This is a genomic window from Escherichia sp. Marseille-Q3837 (assembly GCF_916618735.1).
GTDB lineage: Bacteria > Pseudomonadota > Gammaproteobacteria > Enterobacterales > Enterobacteriaceae > Escherichia > Escherichia ruysiae.
The window spans coordinates 2,915,053-2,934,036 of sequence record NZ_CAKAKC010000001.1 but is presented as its reverse complement, the minus strand read 5'-3'; the positions used below and the strand labels follow the sequence as shown (position 1 = coordinate 2,934,036).

Genomic DNA, 18,984 nt, shown 5'->3' with positions numbered 1-18,984 from the left:
AACGATGTCACTGAGCAGAACTCAAATTGTTAACTGGCTTACTCGCTGTGGAGAAATCTTCAGCAAAGAGAGCGATTATCTTACCGGGCTGGATCGTGAAATTGGCGACGCTGACCACGGGCTAAATATGAATCGAGGATTTAGCAAAGTGGTGGAAAAACTACCCGCCATTGAGGACAAGGATATTGGTTTCATCCTCAAAAATACCGGTATGACACTGCTTTCCAGCGTCGGTGGAGCCAGTGGTCCGCTATTCGGTACATTCTTTATTCGCGCCGCGCAGGCGACTCAGGCGCGCCAGAGCCTGACGCAGGAAGAGCTTTATCAGATGTTTCGCGATGGTGTGGACGGCGTAATCAGTCGGGGGAAAGCCGAACCTGGCGATAAAACCATGTGCGATGTCTGGGAACCAGTGGTTGAGTCGTTACGCCAGTCCAGCGAGCAAAATCTCTCTGTTCCGGCTGCGCTCGACGCAGCCAGCAGTGTCGCTGAATCCGCTGCACAAAGCACGATTACGATGCAAGCTCGCAAAGGCCGTGCCAGTTATCTCGGCGAACGCAGTATTGGTCACCAGGATCCTGGCGCGACCTCCGTGATGTTTATGATGCAAATGCTGGCGTTAGCCGCGAAAGAGTAAGGAATTGGTGATGGTAAACCTGGTCATAGTTTCACATAGCGCCCGGCTGGGTGAAGGTGTCGGTGAATTAGCCCGTCAGATGTTAATGAGCGATAGTTGTAAAATCGCCATTGCCGCTGGGATTGATGACCCGCAAAATCCCATTGGTACTGATGCCGTCAAAGTGATGGAAGCCATCGAATCCGTTGCTGATGCCGACCATGTGCTGGTTATGATGGACATGGGGAGCGCGTTATTGAGTGCAGAAACCGCTCTGGAATTGCTGGCGCCAGAGATCGCCGCAAAAGTACGTTTGTGCGCAGCGCCATTGGTCGAAGGAACTCTGGCGGCAACAGTTAGCGCGGCATCAGGTGCCGATATCGACAAAGTTATTTATGATGCTATGTCTGCGCTGGAAGCCAAACGCGAACAACTGGGTTTACCGTCATCCGCCAGTGAGATATCTGACACATGCCCGCCGCACGATGAAGAAGCCCGTTCCCTGGCTGTGGTGATTAAAAACCGTAACGGCCTCCACGTGCGCCCGGCCTCTCGACTGGTCTATACCTTATCGGTATTTAATGCAGACATGTTACTGGAGAAAAACGGCAAATGCGTCACGCCGGAAAGTATTAACCAGATTGCGCTATTACAAGTCCGCTATAACGATACTCTGCGCCTGATTGTGAAAGGGCCAGAAGCTGAAGAGGCGCTGGCCGCTTTCCGCCAGTTGGCTGAAGATAACTTTGGTGAAACAGAAGATATTACGCCGCCAACGCTGCACCAGGTTAATCCTGTTACGGGGAAAGCCTTTTATTATCAACCCGTTTTATGCGCCGTACAGGCGAAATCAGTCCTTACGGTGGAACAAGAACAGGAACGATTACGCCAGGCAATTGATTTTACGTTGTTAGACCTGATGACGTTAACGGCAAAGGCAGAAGCAAGCGGGCTTAACGATATCGCCGCGATCTTTTCCGGTCACCATACTCTGTTAGACGATCCTGAACTGCTGGCAGCAGCAAGCGAACTTCTTCTGCATGAACATTGCACCGCAGAGTATGCCTGGCAGCAGGTTCTTAAAGAACTTAGCCAGCAATATCAGCAGATTGATGATGAATATCTGCAGGCGCGCTATATCGATGTGGATGATCTTCTGCATCGCACCCTGCTCCATCTGACACAGACAAAAGAAGAACTACCGCAATTTAGCGCACCAACCATTTTGCTGGCAGAGAACATTTACCCCTCCACCGTGCTGCAACTGGATCCGACGGTCGTTAAAGGCATCTGCCTTAGTGCCGGAAGTCCGGTATCCCATAGCGCCTTAATTGCCCGTGAACTGGGTATTGGCTGGGTTTGCTTACAGGGTGAAAAACTGTACGCGGTACAACCTGAAGAGACGTTAACTCTGGACGTTAAAACACAACGTTTTAGCCATGATGGCTAAACCAGTGTCCGGATGGCGTCGTTACGATGCCATCCGGGAAAGCCTTACGCTATTAGCCAGCGTACTGACCATGTTGTAAATCCTGTACTACTTTGTTCATTTTCGCTTCATTCAACAGATAAAACTTAATAGAAATTGCAGTCAGGAAGTAGAAGAATGCCGGCAGGAGGGTAAACAGTAACACTACGCCCTGTACTGAATTAGCGGATTGAGTTGTGCTACTGGTTGCATAGCCATAATAAGCCAGTACCCAACCAATCACCGCCCCACCTACTGCAACGCCCAGTTTGATGACAAAAATATTCGCAGCAACGTTCATCCCCGTAATACGACGACGCGTTTTCCATTCACCATAGTTATTCGCATCGGTAATCATCGACCACTGGAGTGCGCCATTTCCGCCCTGAATAATCTGAATTGCCAGATGAGCCAGTAATGGAATAACCCAGTATTCCACCGGCAGGAAATAACAGAGCACGCCCAACGCCGCATTAATAATATTAACCCAGAATGAAAGTTTAATTTTACAAAAGCGAGTACCAAATGGTTTCGCCAGTACAGAACCTAACATAGAAGCAAACATTCCGCCGAGCATAAACCAGGTAAGAATATCTGAACCTTTATTTAAAACGGTATTAACATAATAAACAACAGCACCGCCACGGATAACCACCGCCACCAGCATCATAAAATTATAAACAGAGAGGATGCGCCACTGATCATTCTTAAAAAGAATCTTCAAATCGCGCGCAATATTCAGATTTTCTTCCTGAATAGGTTGTACCCGCTCTTTGGTGGTCAGGAAACAGATTAAAAACATAATGCAGCCAATAACGCCAAACACCGCCATCGCAATCTGGATACCAGTAGCCCGATCGCCTGGCGAGAGGAAGTCAGCGACCGGCAGGATAAATGCTGTACCTAACGCACCGCCAATAGGTGTGATGGCAAAACGCCAGGATTGCAATGACAGGTTTTCACGTGGATCGGATGTCAACGCCGCGCCCAATGAGCAGTAAGGAATATTAATGGCCGTATACATTAATGTCATAAATATATATGCAGCAACCGCGTAGACAACCTTACCGCTATCAGAGAAATCAGGAATGGAGTAAACCAGCACGCAACTGACCGCAAATGGTACACAGATGGCCAACAGCCACGGACGGAAACGCCCCCAACGAGATGAGGTTGCATCGGCGATTGCCCCCATAATCGGATCGGTAATTGCATCCAGTAGACGCACCAGTAAAAACATGGTTCCCATTACGGCTGGCGGCAGACCATAAATATCGGTATAGAAATAAGCGAGGATGGCAACAGAAGAATCAAAGACGATATGGCTGGCGGCATCGCCCAGGCTATAGCCTATTTTTTCTTTTATTGGCAATTTTTCCACATTAGACATGTTTTATCCTTATCTATAAATTTACTTCACGGAATACCTTTCACTGGCACAATTCTTCACGGAAGTTTTTGGTCGGTCTATTATGTTTTTTCATTAAATTCTTATGATTTTTTTCTTCTGTGATCACACAACAAAAGTCACTGCCCATTTAATAAACAACATATATTTTATGAATATATTGCAACACTATTTAGGCCGTTAATTACATCGTCCATAATGCCTGACACTTCGCAGAATGAGATTTCAATCATGCAGTTGCCGCGATCCTGAACTAAGGTTTTCTGATACTTGATTACCGTTTTGTTCGGTATCGCCAAAGGAGAATGATTGATGAAACCACGTGTCCCTCGTCACCTGCAAAGAATGGCGTTAATTCCCACCACCGTTTTATTGTGTTTTGCCACGCTATCGGCACAGGCGGAAGAAATCGCCGTCACACCACAATCACCTGATATTTTGTTGGGACCGTTGTTTGACGATGTTCAAAACGCCAAACTTTTTCCTGATCAAAAAACTTTTGCCGACGCCGTGCCCAACAGCGACCCGCTAATGATCCTCGCTGACTATCGGATGCAACAGAACCAGAGCGGGTTTGATTTGCGTCACTTCGTGAAAGTTAATTTCACCCTGCCAAAAGAAGGCGAGAAACATGTCCCGCCGAAGGGACAGTCGCTGCGTGAACATATTGATGGACTTTGGCCGGTATTAACCCGCACAACGGAAAGCACCGAAAAATGGGACTCTCTGTTGCCATTGCCGAAACCCTATGTCGTGCCGGGAGGTCGTTTTCGGGAAGTGTATTACTGGGACAGTTACTTCACCATGCTGGGGCTTGGCGAAAGCGGTCACTGGGATAAAGTGGCGGATATGGTGGCGAATTTTGGTTATGAAATAGATACTTATGGACACATTCCCAACGGGAACCGCAGCTACTATTTAAGCCGTTCGCAGCCGCCTTTCTTTGCGTTGATGGTGGAGTTACTGGCGCAACATGAAGGCGACGCCGCGTTGAAACAGTATCTGCCACAACTACAAAAAGAATATGCTTACTGGATGGACGGCGTTGAAAATCTGCAAGCCGGGCAACAGGAAAAGCGCGTTGTAAAGCTCAAGGATGGCACTATTCTTAACCGCTACTGGGACGACCGCGATACACCGCGTCCGGAGTCATGGGTAGAGGATATCGCCACCGCGAAAAGCAATCCAAATCGCCCTGCCACTGAAATTTACCGTGACCTGCGTTCCGCCGCCGCATCTGGCTGGGATTTCAGCTCGCGCTGGATGGACAATCCTCAGCAGTTAAATACATTACGCACCACCAGCATCGTACCGGTCGATCTCAATAGCCTGATGTATAAAATGGAAAAAATCCTTGCCAGCGCCAGTAAAGCCGCCGGGGATAACGCGATGGCCAGTCAATACGAAACGCTGGCAAATTCCCGTCAGAAAGGGATCGAAAAATACTTGTGGAACGATCAACACGGCTGGTATGCCGATTACGATCTGAAGAGTAATAAAGTACGTAATCAGTTAACTGCCGCCGCCCTGTTCCCGTTGTACGTTAATGCAGCAGCGAAAGATCGCGCCAGTAAAATGGCAACGGCGACCAGAACGCATCTGCTGCAACCTGGCGGACTGAACACCACCTCGGTGAAAAGTGGGCAGCAATGGGACGCGCCAAATGGCTGGGCGCCGTTACAATGGGTCGCTACTGAAGGATTGCAAAACTACGGGCAGGAAGATGTAGCGATGGACATTAGCTGGCACTTTCTGACCAATGTTCAGCACACCTATGACCGGGAGAAAAAGCTGGTGGAGAAATATGATGTCAGCACCACCGGAACAGGTGGCGGTGGTGGCGAATATCCGTTGCAGGATGGTTTTGGTTGGACCAACGGCGTAACGCTGAAAATGTTGGATTTGATCTGCCCGAAAGAAAAACCGTGTGACAACGTTCCGGCAACGCGCCCGACCAGTGCTTCCGCAACGCAGCCAACAAAAGTCACAGAACCCACACCTTAATTTTTCTTCTCCCGACAGCGTCATTCTGCTTATCTGGATGACGTTGCCGTTTTATCTGGTTTTCAAACACCGTGAGGTTTACACATAATTTGAAAGCGGATAGCGATGTCAGCACCGCTATCCGCCAGAAAGATTACGTTATTCTCTTCGCAGGAGGCGGAATACCCCCAGCACCAGGATAGCGCCGACCACCGCCACCAGGAAGCTATGTAAATTAAAACCACTGATGGAGCCGCCAATGCCAAACATGGTCGCCAGCCAGCCGCCGACAACCGCACCGACTATCCCGAGAATGCAGGTCAGGAAAAATCCACCACCATCACGCCCTGGCATGATCAGCTTGGCGATAATGCCGGCTATCAGGCCAAAAATAATCCAGGCAATAATTCCCATGTTCAGGCCCTCGTTTCGATGAATCGGACGCAAGAAATGCTTACGTCAACGCTCTAAGTATAGGCAAGCACAGGATCAATGGAGGGAGGCTGTCGGTTGAATTAGTCGTAAGTTGTAAAAAAATTCACGCATTTGTATTAAGTTTTGTTAGTCCCTACCGATAAACCAAAGACAGTTTGTCGGTCAGGAGTTTTTCCGCGTGAGTCATTACCATGAGCAGTTCCTGAAACAAAATCCGTTAGCAGTCCTGGGCGTTTTACGCGATTTACATAAAGCCGCAGTGCCACTGCGTATCAGTTGGTCAGATGGTCAGCTGATCAGCAATATACTGGCGATAAGCCCTGATAAACTGGTGCTGGATTTTGGTAGTCAGCAAGAAGACAACAATGCCGTGCTTAAAGCGCGTCAAATCACTATTACCGCCGAAACGCAAGGCGCCAAAATCGAATTTACCCTTGCGCAATTACAGCAAAGTGAATATTTGCAGCTTCCGGCGTTTATCGCCACTCCCCCTCCCGCATTATGGTTTGTGCAACGACGCAGATATTTCCGCATCTCCGCCCCACTTCATCCGCCTTATTATTGTCAGACCAAACTGGCGGATAACAGTACGTTACGTTTTCGCCTGAGTGACTTATCGCTAGGTGGCATGGGTGCATTACTGGAAACGGAAAAACCAGGCGGGTTGCACGAAGGTATGCGCTTCGCACAGATTGAAGTCAACATGGGACAATGGGGCGTTTTTCACTTTGACGCCCAGTTACTGACCATCAGCGAGCGCAAAGTGATTGATAGCAGAAATGAAACGATCTCCACTCCCCGCCTGAGCTTTCGTTTTCTTAACGTCAGCCCGACGGTGGAGCGGCAATTACAGCGGATTATATTCTCACTCGAACGGGAAGCCCGGGAGAAAGCGGACAAAGTGCGCGACTGAGTTACATCGCGTCCAGCGCCTGCTCAAGTTTGTAGATATAGCGTGGTGCCTGCGGTGCAGGATGATTTCTTGCTACGTGATCGAGGAACTCATCAGCATCCAGATCATTGATTTTGCTGATCGCTTTTTTCCGATCTGATGAGAAAGTCCGTAGCAGCGCACCAGCCCCGTTAGCGTATGACACCACCAGCGCATATTGCAGGACCTTCGGATCTTCAATGCCTGCCAGCGGGCCGGTTTCCAGAATATTCAGGTAAGCCGCCCCCATTGAGATATTGCGCTCCGGGTTTTTCAGTTCGCTGGTCGTCGGCTCACCTTTCCAGCCCATGCGTCGATAAACATCACGTCCGGAGGTTGAGGCTTTTAACTGCATCAAACCAATAGCATTCGACTTACTTACCGCGTTCGGGTTACCGCCTGATTCAATAGCGATAATCGCCGTGATCAATTGCGGATCGACACCCCAGGCCGCTCCGGCTTTCTGGCTTATTGGCATCCACTGCATCGCACGTTGTACCGGGACTTTCGCATTCCACGGCGGGTTCGTATAGTCATGCTTTGAAGAACAACCCGCTAATAACACAATCAAAAAGGCAAACCATCTCAATTTCACTTCATCTATCCTTATCGCCTGGAATCGCCGTTGAGGTGACAACGGCACACCTAAGCGGCATGATATACATTTCGTTTCTGTTGTCAGCAAGGAATTGCCATGTATCAGTTTCACTTAATTGCCCCGTCGGGTTACTGCATTAATCAGCACGCCGCACAGCGCGGCATTCAGCGCCTTACCGATGCAGGGCATCAGGTCAATAACGTCGGGGTTATCGCCCGTCGTTGTGAACGTTTTGCTGGTACGGAAACGGAGCGTCTGGGAGATCTCAATTTCCTTGCCAGACTGACTTCGCCCAACACCATCGTGCTGGCAGTACGCGGCGGTTACGGTGCCAGTCGCTTACTGGCGGATATTGACTGGCAGGCTCTGGTGGCTCGCCAACAAAATGATCCGTTGCTTATCTGCGGGCATAGCGATTTTACGGCCATTCAGTGCGGTCTTCTGGCACAAGGCAATGTCATCACCTTTAGCGGCCCGATGCTGGTGGCAAATTTTGGCGCGGATGAGCTGAATGCCTTTACCGAGCACCACTTCTGGCTGGCGTTACGCAATGAAACGTTCAGCATTGAATGGCAAGGGGAAGGCCCGTCGTGTCAGACAGAAGGAACACTGTGGGGAGGCAACCTCGCGATGCTGATTTCGCTTATCGGTACGCCGTGGATGCCACAAATTGAGAACGGTATTCTGGTACTGGAAGACATCAACGAACATCCGTTCCGTGTCGAACGCATGTTATTACAGCTTTATCATGCTGGAATTTTACAGCGCCAGAAGGCGATTATTCTCGGCAGCTTTAGTGGCAGCACGCCCAATGATTATGATGCGGGTTACAACCTGGCGTCGGTGTACGCGTTCTTGCGTTCCCGCCTGTCGATTCCGCTGATTACCGGCCTCGACTTTGGTCATGAACAACGCACAGTTACCCTCCCGTTGGGCGCACATGCTATCCTCAAAAACGCCAAAAACGGTACACAATTGACGATTAGCGGTCATCCTGTTCTTAAAGCGTAAAAAAATCACGCTTCCGGGCTAAGTAAAACGCTGTTTCTGCCGTGAATATGGTAGGTTTATAGTATGAGACAGCGTAATCAGGAGTAACCGACCGTTGGATGCCGCAACAATTATTAGCCTTTTCATCTTAGGCTCCATCCTTGTCACCAGTAGTATTTTACTTAGTTCATTTTCTTCCCGCCTTGGCATTCCGATTCTGGTTATTTTCCTGGCGATCGGTATGCTGGCTGGGGTCGATGGTGTCGGCGGCATTCCGTTTGATAATTATCCTTTTGCCTACATGGTAAGTAACCTGGCACTGGCGATTATTTTGCTCGATGGCGGAATGCGCACCCAGGCCAGTTCATTTCGCGTGGCGTTAGGACCTGCTCTTTCACTGGCGACGCTGGGCGTGCTTATCACCTCCGGTTTAACTGGCATGATGGCGGCATGGCTGTTTAATCTTGATTTGATTGAAGGTTTATTAATCGGCGCAATTGTCGGCTCTACCGACGCCGCAGCGGTCTTTTCTCTGCTTGGCGGCAAAGGGCTTAACGAACGTGTTGGCTCGACGCTGGAGATAGAGTCCGGCAGCAATGATCCGATGGCGGTCTTTCTGACAATTACCTTGATTGCGATGATCCAGCAGCATGAAAGCACTATTAGCTGGATGTTCGTTGTCGATATTCTGCAGCAATTTGGCCTGGGGATCGTAATCGGTCTTGGCGGTGGTTATTTACTGCTGCAGATGATTAACCGCATCGCCCTGCCTGCGGGCTTGTATCCATTGCTGGCATTAAGCGGCGGTATTTTGATTTTTGCTTTAACCACGGCGCTGGAAGGCAGCGGCATTCTGGCTGTTTATCTGTGCGGTTTCCTGCTGGGTAATCGTCCGATTCGCAACCGCTACGGCATTCTGCAAAATTTCGACGGCCTCGCCTGGCTGGCACAAATCGCCATGTTCCTGGTGCTGGGACTGTTGGTTAACCCAAGCGACCTGCTGCCTATTGCCATTCCGGCGCTCATTTTGTCCGCATGGATGATATTCTTCGCCCGTCCTCTTTCGGTATTTGCCGGATTGCTACCGTTCCGTGGTTTTAATCTGCGTGAGCGCGTGTTTATCAGCTGGGTGGGATTACGCGGCGCAGTGCCGATCATCCTGGCGGTGTTCCCGATGATGGCGGGGCTGGATAATGCGCGTCTGTTCTTTAATGTCGCATTCTTCGTAGTTCTGGTTTCACTGCTATTGCAGGGAACATCGCTGTCGTGGGCAGCGAAAAAAGCTAAAGTAGTGGTTCCGCCAGTGGGACGTCCGGTGTCACGCGTTGGACTGGATATTCATCCGGAAAATCCGTGGGAACAATTTGTTTACCAATTGAGTGCCGATAAATGGTGCGTGGGCGCGGCGCTGCGCGACCTGCATATGCCAAAAGAGACGCGCATTGCGGCACTGTTTCGTGATAACCAGTTGCTTCACCCCACCGGCAGCACCCGACTGCGTGAAGGCGACGTATTATGCGTGATTGGTCGGGAACGCGATCTTCCGGCACTCGGAAAACTGTTTAGCCAGTCGCCGCCTGTCGCGCTGGATCAACGCTTCTTTGGTGACTTCATTCTCGAAGCCAGCGCGAAATATGCCGATGTGGCGCTGATTTATGGTCTGGAAGATGGTCGGGAGTATCGCGATAAACAGCAAACGCTGGGTGAAATTGTTCAGCAGTTGTTAGGCGCGGCACCGGTGGTCGGTGACCAGGTAGAGTTTGCCGGGATGATCTGGACGGTGGCTGAGAAAGAAGATAATGCAGTGTTGAAGATCGGCGTTCGGGTGGCAGAGGACGAAGCCGAATCTAAAATTTGATGGAGTTTGTATCGCCGGATACGACGTGTGCGTCTTATCCGGCTTGCCACAAGTTACACCGTCACAACAGGTACACGTAGCGCCAGCGCGCACATCAACTCATAGCCCACCGTTCCGGCAGCGGCGGCGACATCATCAATTTTGATCTCCTTGCCCCACAGCTCAACCGGCGTACCAATCCCCGCCTGTGGGCAAGGCGTCAAATCGACCGCCAGCATATCCATCGAGACTGTCCCCACCGTCATGGTGCGCACCCCGTCCACTAAAACAGGTGTTCCGGTTGGTGCATGACGCGGATAGCCGTCGGCGTATCCGGCGGCGACAATGCCGATTCGCTGCTCATCGCGCGCAGTATAGCGACCGCCATAGCCCACACGCTCGCCCGCTTTTAGCGTCTGAACACCAATAATCTCACTGCTTAACGTCATGACCGGGCGTAATCCGGTATTGGCGATATCGCGCCACTGACCGGACGGCGAAGCACCATATAAAATAATGCCAGGTCGAACCCAGTCAAAATGCGCTTCCGGATGCCACAGGGTTGCCGCCGAATTAGACAACGAGCGCCGACACTCCAGACCTTCCGCTGCCTGCTCAATACGCGCCATCGCGCCAGAAATCCCATCAGGATGCTCCGCATCGGCAAAATGCGACATCAAAGTCATTTCGCCAACATTCGCCATCGCCCGCAGCTGCTGCCAGACAGTAAGCACGCGATCGGGCTGGAACCCCAACCGATTCATTCCACTGTTCACCTTAAGGTAAACATCCAGCGGCGCTTTTAGCCGCGCATTTTGCAGTGCTTTGAGCTGCCAGTTACTGTGCACGCAGGTGGTCAGACGGTACTGGTCATAAACTTCCAGATCCTGAGCATGAAAAAAACCCTCCAGCATCAGGATTGGCCCTTTCCAGCCGCGCTCGCGCAGGATAATGGCCTCTTCAAGATTAAGTAACGCAAAACCATCGGTCGCCCCGAGCGCGCTCCAGATACGCTCGATACCGTGCCCGTAAGCGTTCGCTTTTACCACCGACCAGACGCGCGCATGCGGCGCGGCCTGGCGGACAATGGTCAGATTTTGTTTTAATGCCTGCAGATCGAGGCTGGCCTGTATCGGACGAGTCATCTCGATTCCTTAACTGTGCGCGCCATGTAAATGGCCTGGACGTGATGGCGTAAATCCACGACTGTAGCGCGCTACACTTAGATCCTCATACGGGATCGCTGGCGTGCGGCCAGAAAGCAGATCGCTTAACAACTGACCAGAACCGCAAGCCATCGTCCAGCCAAGCGTACCGTGACCGGTATTCAGCCACAAATTTTTGAAGCGTGTACGCCCCACAACCGGCGTGCCATCTGGCGTCATCGGACGTAGCCCCGTCCAGAACGTGGCCTGCTCAACATGGCCGCCGCGCGGATAAAGGTCGCGAACCACCATCTCCAGCGTTTCACGACGCGGTTGCAACAGCTCGGTGTTAAAGCCAACAATTTCCGCCATTCCGCCAACACGGATACGGTTATCGAAACGGGTAATGGCGATTTTGTAGGTTTCATCAAGAATGGTGGACACCGGCGCACCGTCTTCCTGCGCAATCGGAATGGTCAAAGAATAACCTTTCAACGGATAAACCGGGATATCGACAATGCCCTTGAGCATCGCCGTCGAGTAAGAGCCAAATGCCATAACATACGCATCGGCCTTAATTACTTCACCACCACACTTCACACCATAAATCTGCTCGCCGTCACAAAGCAGCTGATCGACTGGTGTATTAAAGCGGAATTTTACCCCCGCCTGTTCCGCCATGCTCGCCAGATTCTGGGTAAAGAGCTGACAGTCACCGGTTTCGTCATTGGGTAGTTGCAGGCCACCAGTCAGTTTGTGCGCAACTTCCGCCAGCGCAGGTTCAACTTCCGCCAGGCGACTGGATTCCAGTAACTTATATGGCACGCCTGCATCTTCCAGTACGGCGATATCGCGAGTGGCGTTTTCATACTGTTGTTCAGTGCGGAACAGTTGCAGCGTCCCGCCCTGCCGTCCTTCATACTGAATATTGGTTTCGGCGCGCAATGTTTTCAGGCAATCACGGCTGTATTCCGCCAGGCGCACCATCCGACCTTTGTTTTCCATATAGTGGCTGGTGTCACAGTTCCGTAACATTTGCCACATCCATTTCAACTGGAATTGCGTACCATCGAGACGAACCGCCAGCGGCGCATGTCGCTGGAACATCCATTTAATCGCTTTTAAAGGCACGCCTGGCGCCGCCCACGGCGCGGCATATCCAGGAGAAATTTGCCCGGCATTTGCTGCGCTGGTTTCAAGTGCTGCCCCGGGTTCCCGATCAATGACGGTGACCTCGTGTCCAGCCTGATTTAAATACCAGGCGCTGGCAACGCCTACCACACCACTTCCCAGTATGACAACTCGCATAGCCACTCCGATAACGGTAGATACAGTAAAAGAACAATAATCTAATTACATCTTGATAACCCAGATGAAAATATTATTCAACATATGGCTTTTTTATGGTGAGCTGGCTCACATCTCCCTGACTTTGCGGGAATATGGCGTCTTTGGTATCTCCTGCTGGTCGCGCTTTATATCCAGCAGAAAATTCCGTTCAGAAGCTAATTATTGGCGCTCCGATAATAAGAAATCGCAAAGAAAAAAATTCTCCAGCGACGCGGTTTTTAACTGGTGTTCTATGCTTGAAATGAGGTGTTCCACACAGAGAGCGCCGACAACAATGAGGTGCGCGTATGGCGACGATCGATTCTATGAATAAGGACTCCACACGTTTGAGCGATGGACCTGACTGGACATTCGACCTGCTGGATATTTATTTGGCAGAGATAGACCGGGTGGCAAAACTCTACCGGCTGGATACCTACCCGCACCAGATTGAAGTAATTACATCAGAGCAAATGATGGATGCCTACTCCAGCGTCGGTATGCCAATTAACTATCCGCATTGGTCGTTTGGTAAAAAGTTTATTGAAACCGAGCGTCTGTATAAGCACGGTCAGCAAGGGCTGGCCTATGAAATCGTCATTAACTCTAATCCGTGTATCGCTTATCTGATGGAAGAGAACACCATTACCATGCAGGCACTGGTGATGGCACACGCCTGTTATGGCCACAACTCTTTCTTCAAAAACAATTACTTATTCCGTAGCTGGACCGATGCCAGTTCGATTGTCGATTACCTGATTTTCGCCCGCAAATACATTACCGAGTGCGAAGAACGCTATGGCGTTGATGAGGTAGAAAAGCTGTTGGATTCGTGCCATGCGCTGATGAACTACGGTGTGGATCGTTATAAACGCCCACAAAAAATCTCGCTGCAAGAGGAGAAAGCCCGGCAGAAAAGTCGCGAAGAGTATCTGCAGAGTCAGGTCAATATGCTCTGGAGAACGCTGCCTAAGCGCGAGGAAGAGAAAACCGTTGCCGAAGCGCGCCGCTATCCGTCCGAGCCACAAGAAAATCTGCTCTATTTTATGGAGAAAAATGCACCGCTGCTGGAATCATGGCAGCGTGAAATCCTGCGCATTGTACGTAAAGTGAGCCAGTATTTTTATCCGCAAAAACAGACTCAGGTGATGAACGAAGGCTGGGCGACCTTCTGGCACTACACCATCCTTAACCATCTGTATGATGAAGGGAAAGTGACCGAACGTTTTATGCTGGAGTTCTTGCATAGCCACACCAATGTGGTCTTCCAGCCGCCCTATAACAGCCCGTGGTACAGCGGAATTAACCCGTATGCCCTCGGATTTGCTATGTTTCAGGATATTAAACGGATTTGTCAGTCGCCAACGGAAGAAGACAAATACTGGTTCCCGGATATCGCCGGTTCCGACTGGCTGGAAACGCTGCATTTCGCGATGCGTGATTTCAAAGATGAGAGCTTTATCAGCCAGTTCCTGTCACCGAAGGTAATGCGTGATTTTCGCTTCTTCACCGTGCTGGATGACGATCGGCATAATTATCTGGAGATTTCCGCCATTCATAATGAGGAAGGTTATCGGGAGATCCGTAACCGTTTATCGTCGCAATATAACTTAAGTAATCTGGAGCCGAATATTCAGATCTGGAACGTGGATTTGCGCGGCGACCGTTCGCTGACGCTGCGTTACATTCCACATAACCGCGCACCGCTGGATCGGGGGCGTAAAGAAGTGCTGAAGCATGTACATCGCCTGTGGGGATTTGATGTGATGCTGGAACAGCAAAACGAAGACGGCAGCGTCGAGTTGCTGGAACGCTGCCCGCCAAGAATGGGGAATCTATAAAAAAACCCCTCCTCATTTGAGGAGGGGTCATTTTTGCCGGATGCGGCGTACACGCTTTATCCGCCTGCAAAGCATCACAAATTCAATAGGCCAGATAAGCATAACGCATCAGGCAACTATGCGTTGGTCATCAGTATGGATGGATTAACGCCCCTGAATGGCTAAATCACCCGGCAGGTTTTTCTGCATCCGGTGCCAAATCTCGCCACTCTCATGCCCATAACGGCGTACTGTTTCGTAAACCTGATCGTGAGCACCTTCACTGCACAACGCAGACAGCTTGTGGTAGAAGCCCAGCGCCAGACTACGCGCTTCCGGATTGGCGAAATAGTGACGACCAATGCGCGTATACAACCCTTTCATTCCGTTAAGGATCAGACCATAAATCGGGTTACCAGAGGCAAACGCCAGACCGCGAAAAATGTTGTAATCCAGATCAGCAAAGGCGTCTGCGTGATCGGCCACTTCATTAGCCGTTGCCAGCACTTCCTGCGCTTTATCAGGATGCTGACGAAACGCGGTGCGAATAAAAATGGTCGAAATATTGGTGCGCACTGACAGCAAATTATCTATGAGTTGCGGTACACTTTCGTGATCCAGTCGCGCCAGCGTCTCAAGGATATTCAACCCGGAGGTTTCCCAGAAATTATTCACCTTCGTCGGTTTGCCGTGTTGAATGGTCAGCCAGCCGTCTCGCGCCAGGCGCTGTAACACTTCGCGTAACGTCGTTCTCGTTACACCAATTAATTCTGAAAGTTCACGTTCTGCGGGCAAAATAGTCCCGGGTGGGAAGCGGTTATTCCAGATACTTTCAATAATGTACTCTTCCGCGAAACCCGCCGGGCTTTGCGCCTTAATGACCATAGTGAGATTTCCATAACACAGCAAAACAAAGTTGGACTCATCATACCAGAGGGCTAACAACGCTGATAGCAGACAAAAAGAAGAAAAAAGGGATCAAGGCTTCATTTTCTGTATCTCTTTCCCCTTGACTATCAAGACTTGCCTCGCTCCCCCCTGACCGTTAAGCTTTGCGTTCTAACATAAAAACATCATTTATTATTTGTAAGGTAAGGGAAACCATCATGGAGATCTCCTGGGGCCGCGCGTTATGGCGCAATTTTTTGGGTCAGTCACCTGACTGGTACAAACTTGCCCTTATTATTTTCTTAATTGTTAACCCATTAATTTTCCTCATCAGCCCCTTTGTTGCTGGCTGGCTGCTTGTCGCGGAATTTATTTTCACTCTGGCGATGGCTCTGAAATGCTATCCGCTGCTCCCCGGCGGTCTGTTGGCTATCGAAGCTGTCTTCATCGGCATGACCAGTGCGGAACACGTCCGTGAAGAGGTGGCGGCAAATCTTGAAGTCTTGCTGTTACTGATGTTTATGGTGGCGGGCATCTATTTTATGAAACAGCTTCTGCTGTTCATATTTACCCGTTTACTGTTAAGCATTCGCTCCAAAATGCTGCTGTCGCTCTCTTTTTGCATGGCGGCGGCGTTTCTCTCTGCGTTCCTCGATGCCTTAACCGTCGTTGCCGTAGTGATCAGTGTTGCAGTTGGTTTTTATGGCATTTATCACCGCGTAGCTTCTTCCCGCACCGAAGATACCGACCTGCAAGACGACAGCCATATCGACAAGCATTACAAAGTGGTTCTGGAGCAGTTCCGTGGCTTTCTGCGTAGCCTGATGATGCATGCGGGTGTCGGCACTGCATTAGGCGGCGTGATGACTATGGTAGGCGAACCACAGAACCTGATCATTGCCAAAGCTGCTGGCTGGCATTTTGGCGATTTCTTCCTGCGCATGTCACCGGTGACCGTCCCTGTCCTGATTTGCGGCCTGCTAACCTGCCTGCTGGTGGAGAAGCTGCGTTGGTTTGGCTACGGCGAAACGCTGCCGGAGAAAGTCCGCGAAGTGCTGCAACAGTTTGACGATCAAAGCCGTCTCCAGCGTACACGTCAGGATAAAATTCGTCTGATTGTCCAGGCGATTATCGGCGTCTGGCTGGTCACCGCGCTGGCTTTGCATCTGGCAGAGGTCGGCTTGATTGGTTTGTCTGTCATTATTCTGGCGACATCACTGACCGGTGTAACTGATGAACATGCTATCGGCAAAGCCTTCACCGAGTCTCTGCCATTCACCGCACTGTTGACGGTCTTTTTCTCGGTAGTGGCGGTGATTATCGACCAACAACTGTTCTCCCCAATTATCCAGTTTGTATTGCAGGCATCAGAACACGCTCAGCTATCGCTGTTCTATATCTTCAACGGTTTGCTGTCTTCCATTTCGGATAACGTCTTTGTAGGGACGATTTATATCAACGAAGCAAAAGCGGCAATGGAAAGCGGCGCGATTACACTGAAGCAATATGAACTGCTGGCAGTCGCCATTAACACCGGAACCAACCTGCCCTCCGTCGCCACGCCGAACGGACAGGCTGCGTTCTTATTCCTGTTGACCTCAGCACTCGCGCCATTAATACGTCTTTCTTATGGCCGCATGGTGTGGATGGCTCTGCCCTACACTCTCGTACTGACCCTCGTCGGATTACTCTGCGTAGAGTTTACGCTTGCTCCTGTAACTGAATGGTTTATGCAAATGGGGTGGATTGCAACGCTTTGATAACAACTTACCGGGCATATTTATGCCCGGTTTGCCTTTCCGCCCGATAATTGTTCAATTACATCCTATTTTTACTCCCTCCTGGTGGCGCAACGAATGAATTGGTTTAAACTGCGCATTCGATGCATATTGCAGGGAAATTATTATGTTGCGATTTTTGAACCAATGTTCACAAGGCCGGGGGGCGTGGCTGTTAATGGCATTTACCGCTCTGGCTCTGGAACTGACGGCGCTGTGGTTCCAGCATGTGATGTTACTTAAACCTTGCGTGCTCTGTATTTATGAACGCTGTGCGTTATTCGGCATTCTGGGCGCCGCGCTGATTGGCGCTATCGCCCCGAAAACTCCGCTGCGTTATGTGGCGATGCTCATCTGGCTGTATAGTGCTTTTCGTGGCGTGCAATTAACTTACGAGCACACCATGCTCCAGCTCTATCCTTCACCGTTTATGACCTGTGATTTCATGGTTCGATTCCCGGACTGGCTGCCGCTGGATAAATGGGTGCCACAAGTGTTTGTCGCCTCTGGCGATTGCGCTGAGCGTCAGTGGGATTTTTTAGGCCTGGATATGCCGCAGTGGCTGCTCGGTATTTTTGTTGCATACCTGATTGTCGCAGTGCTGGTGGTACTCTCTCAGCCGTTTAAAGCGAAAAAACGTGACCTGTTTGGTCGCTAATCAATTCGGCGCTCCTGCGGGAGCGCCTGTCTGGCTTCACCTTGCCGAGAGCTTAATATTGGATGCGGTGCAGACGCCTTGCCCGGCCTACGGCATTTCTGGCGGCGTAATCCCGAAGTGGTTCCACGCACGCACTGTCGCCATACGCCCGCGCGGCGTCCGCTGCAAAAAGCCCTGCTGAATCAAATAAGGTTCCAGCACATCCTCAATAGTTTCACGCTCTTCGCCAATGGCCGCTGCCAGGTTATCCAGGCCAACCGGCCCACCGAAGAATTTATCGATCACCGCCAGCAATAACTTGCGATCCATATAATCGAAACCTTCAGCATCAACGTTCAGCATATCCAGCGCCTGAGCAGCGATATCCGCCGAGATGGTGCCATCATGCTTCACTTCGGCGAAATCTCGCACACGACGCAGCAGGCGGTTGGCGATACGTGGCGTACCTCGCGCCCGGCGAGCCACTTCCAGCGCGCCATCATCACTCATCTCAAGCCCCATAAACCGTGCGCTACGACTGACGATATATTGCAAATCAGGCACCTGGTAAAACTCCAGGCGCTGCACAATACCGAAACGGTCACGCAGTGGCGATGTCAATGAACCAGCACGCGTTGTCGCGCCAATCAGGGTGAACGGGGGAAGATCGATTTTAATTGAACGCGCTGCCGGGCCTTCACCAATCATAATATCCAACTGGTAGTCTTCCATGGCTGGATACAGCACTTCTTCCACCACAGGCGAAAGACGGTGGATCTCATCAATAAACAACACATCGTGTGGTTCAAGGTTGGTGAGCATCGCCGCCAGATCACCCGCCTTTTCCAGTACCGGGCCGGACGTGGTGCGTAAATTGACGCCCATTTCATTGGCGACGATGTTGGCAAGAGTGGTTTTACCCAGACCCGGAGGACCAAAAATCAATAGATGATCAAGGGCATCGCCGCGCAGTTTCGCCGCTTTGATGAAAATTTCCATCTGTGAACGAACCTGCGGCTGACCAACATACTCTTCCAGTAGTTTGGGGCGAATGGCGCGATCTGCCACATCTTCCGGCAAAGTCGTACCGGCAGAAATCAGACGGTCTGCTTCAATCATCC

The 18,984-nt window shown here is 50.7% G+C and carries 16 protein-coding genes; 9 read left to right on the top strand and 7 right to left on the bottom strand.

What is annotated here, in order from left to right:
• The first annotated feature begins 4 nt into the window (after positions 1-4).
• Both dhaL and dhaM read left to right on the top strand, forming a co-directional pair.
• Positions 5-637, top strand: a complete 633-nt coding sequence (gene dhaL / locus LG381_RS13995; RefSeq protein WP_105279374.1) for a dihydroxyacetone kinase subunit DhaL — start codon at positions 5-7, stop codon at positions 635-637.
• 10 nt (positions 638-647) lie between these two features.
• Complete coding sequence (gene dhaM, locus LG381_RS13990) at positions 648-2,066, top strand: dihydroxyacetone kinase phosphoryl donor subunit DhaM (RefSeq protein WP_024212517.1); 1,419 nt, start codon at positions 648-650, stop codon at positions 2,064-2,066.
• 52 nt (positions 2,067-2,118) lie between these two features.
• Here dhaM and LG381_RS13985 read toward each other — a convergent pair whose 3' ends face one another.
• Positions 2,119-3,474 carry a glycoside-pentoside-hexuronide (GPH):cation symporter gene (locus tag LG381_RS13985; RefSeq protein ID WP_000072949.1) on the bottom strand — a complete coding sequence of 452 codons (1,356 nt, stop codon included), beginning with the start codon at positions 3,472-3,474 and terminating at the stop codon, positions 2,119-2,121.
• A 330-nt stretch (positions 3,475-3,804) separates the two neighbouring features.
• Between LG381_RS13985 and LG381_RS13980 the strand changes: the two genes are divergently transcribed.
• Positions 3,805-5,496: an alpha,alpha-trehalase gene (locus tag LG381_RS13980; RefSeq protein WP_000804565.1), complete on the top strand. Its 1,692-nt coding sequence runs from the start codon at positions 3,805-3,807 to the stop codon at positions 5,494-5,496.
• 138 nt (positions 5,497-5,634) lie between these two features.
• Here the strand turns inward: LG381_RS13980 and LG381_RS13975 are convergent, their stop codons facing one another.
• A complete protein-coding gene (locus LG381_RS13975) occupies positions 5,635-5,889 on the bottom strand; it encodes a GlsB/YeaQ/YmgE family stress response membrane protein (RefSeq protein WP_000511315.1) in 255 nt (84 codons plus the stop codon).
• 199 nt (positions 5,890-6,088) lie between these two features.
• Between LG381_RS13975 and LG381_RS13970 the strand changes: the two genes are divergently transcribed.
• Positions 6,089-6,823, top strand: a complete 735-nt coding sequence (locus tag LG381_RS13970; RefSeq protein ID WP_000020172.1) for a flagellar brake protein — start codon at positions 6,089-6,091, stop codon at positions 6,821-6,823.
• A gap of 1 nt (position 6,824) precedes the next feature.
• Here the strand turns inward: LG381_RS13970 and emtA are convergent, their stop codons facing one another.
• Positions 6,825-7,436: a membrane-bound lytic murein transglycosylase EmtA gene (emtA, locus tag LG381_RS13965; protein ID WP_000776968.1), complete on the bottom strand. Its 612-nt coding sequence runs from the start codon at positions 7,434-7,436 to the stop codon at positions 6,825-6,827.
• Between the two features lie 99 nt (positions 7,437-7,535).
• Here emtA and ldcA point away from each other — a divergent pair, with 99 nt between their 5' ends.
• Positions 7,536-8,450 carry a muramoyltetrapeptide carboxypeptidase gene (gene ldcA, locus LG381_RS13960; protein WP_225762551.1) on the top strand — a complete coding sequence of 305 codons (915 nt, stop codon included), beginning with the start codon at positions 7,536-7,538 and terminating at the stop codon, positions 8,448-8,450.
• 94 nt (positions 8,451-8,544) lie between these two features.
• A complete protein-coding gene (locus LG381_RS13955) occupies positions 8,545-10,287 on the top strand; it encodes a potassium/proton antiporter (protein ID WP_000338387.1) in 1,743 nt (580 codons plus the stop codon).
• A gap of 53 nt (positions 10,288-10,340) precedes the next feature.
• Here the strand turns inward: LG381_RS13955 and dadX are convergent, their stop codons facing one another.
• Complete coding sequence (dadX, locus tag LG381_RS13950) at positions 10,341-11,411, bottom strand: catabolic alanine racemase DadX (protein ID WP_222679605.1); 1,071 nt, start codon at positions 11,409-11,411, stop codon at positions 10,341-10,343.
• 9 nt (positions 11,412-11,420) lie between these two features.
• Positions 11,421-12,719: a D-amino acid dehydrogenase gene (gene dadA / locus LG381_RS13945; RefSeq protein WP_001266918.1), complete on the bottom strand. Its 1,299-nt coding sequence runs from the start codon at positions 12,717-12,719 to the stop codon at positions 11,421-11,423.
• Positions 12,720-13,048: 329 nt separating this feature from the next.
• Here dadA and LG381_RS13940 point away from each other — a divergent pair, with 329 nt between their 5' ends.
• Positions 13,049-14,581 carry a SpoVR family protein gene (locus tag LG381_RS13940; RefSeq protein WP_000190825.1) on the top strand — a complete coding sequence of 511 codons (1,533 nt, stop codon included), beginning with the start codon at positions 13,049-13,051 and terminating at the stop codon, positions 14,579-14,581.
• Between the two features lie 144 nt (positions 14,582-14,725).
• Here the strand turns inward: LG381_RS13940 and fadR are convergent, their stop codons facing one another.
• On the bottom strand, positions 14,726-15,445 hold the full coding sequence (gene fadR, locus LG381_RS13935) for a fatty acid metabolism transcriptional regulator FadR (RefSeq protein WP_010350948.1): 720 nt from the start codon (positions 15,443-15,445) through the stop codon (positions 14,726-14,728).
• Positions 15,446-15,666: 221 nt separating this feature from the next.
• Between fadR and nhaB the strand changes: the two genes are divergently transcribed.
• Entirely contained in the window at positions 15,667-17,208 is a 1,542-nt protein-coding gene (gene nhaB / locus LG381_RS13930; RefSeq protein WP_000406374.1) for a Na(+)/H(+) antiporter NhaB, read from the top strand.
• 145 nt (positions 17,209-17,353) lie between these two features.
• Positions 17,354-17,884, top strand: a complete 531-nt coding sequence (gene dsbB / locus LG381_RS13925) for a disulfide bond formation protein DsbB (RefSeq protein ID WP_222679604.1) — start codon at positions 17,354-17,356, stop codon at positions 17,882-17,884.
• 87 nt (positions 17,885-17,971) lie between these two features.
• On the opposite strand, the gene ruvB is transcribed toward dsbB, so the two are convergent.
• A complete protein-coding gene (ruvB, locus tag LG381_RS13920) occupies positions 17,972-18,982 on the bottom strand; it encodes a Holliday junction branch migration DNA helicase RuvB (protein WP_000568522.1) in 1,011 nt (336 codons plus the stop codon).
• Positions 18,983-18,984: the final 2 nt, after the last annotated feature.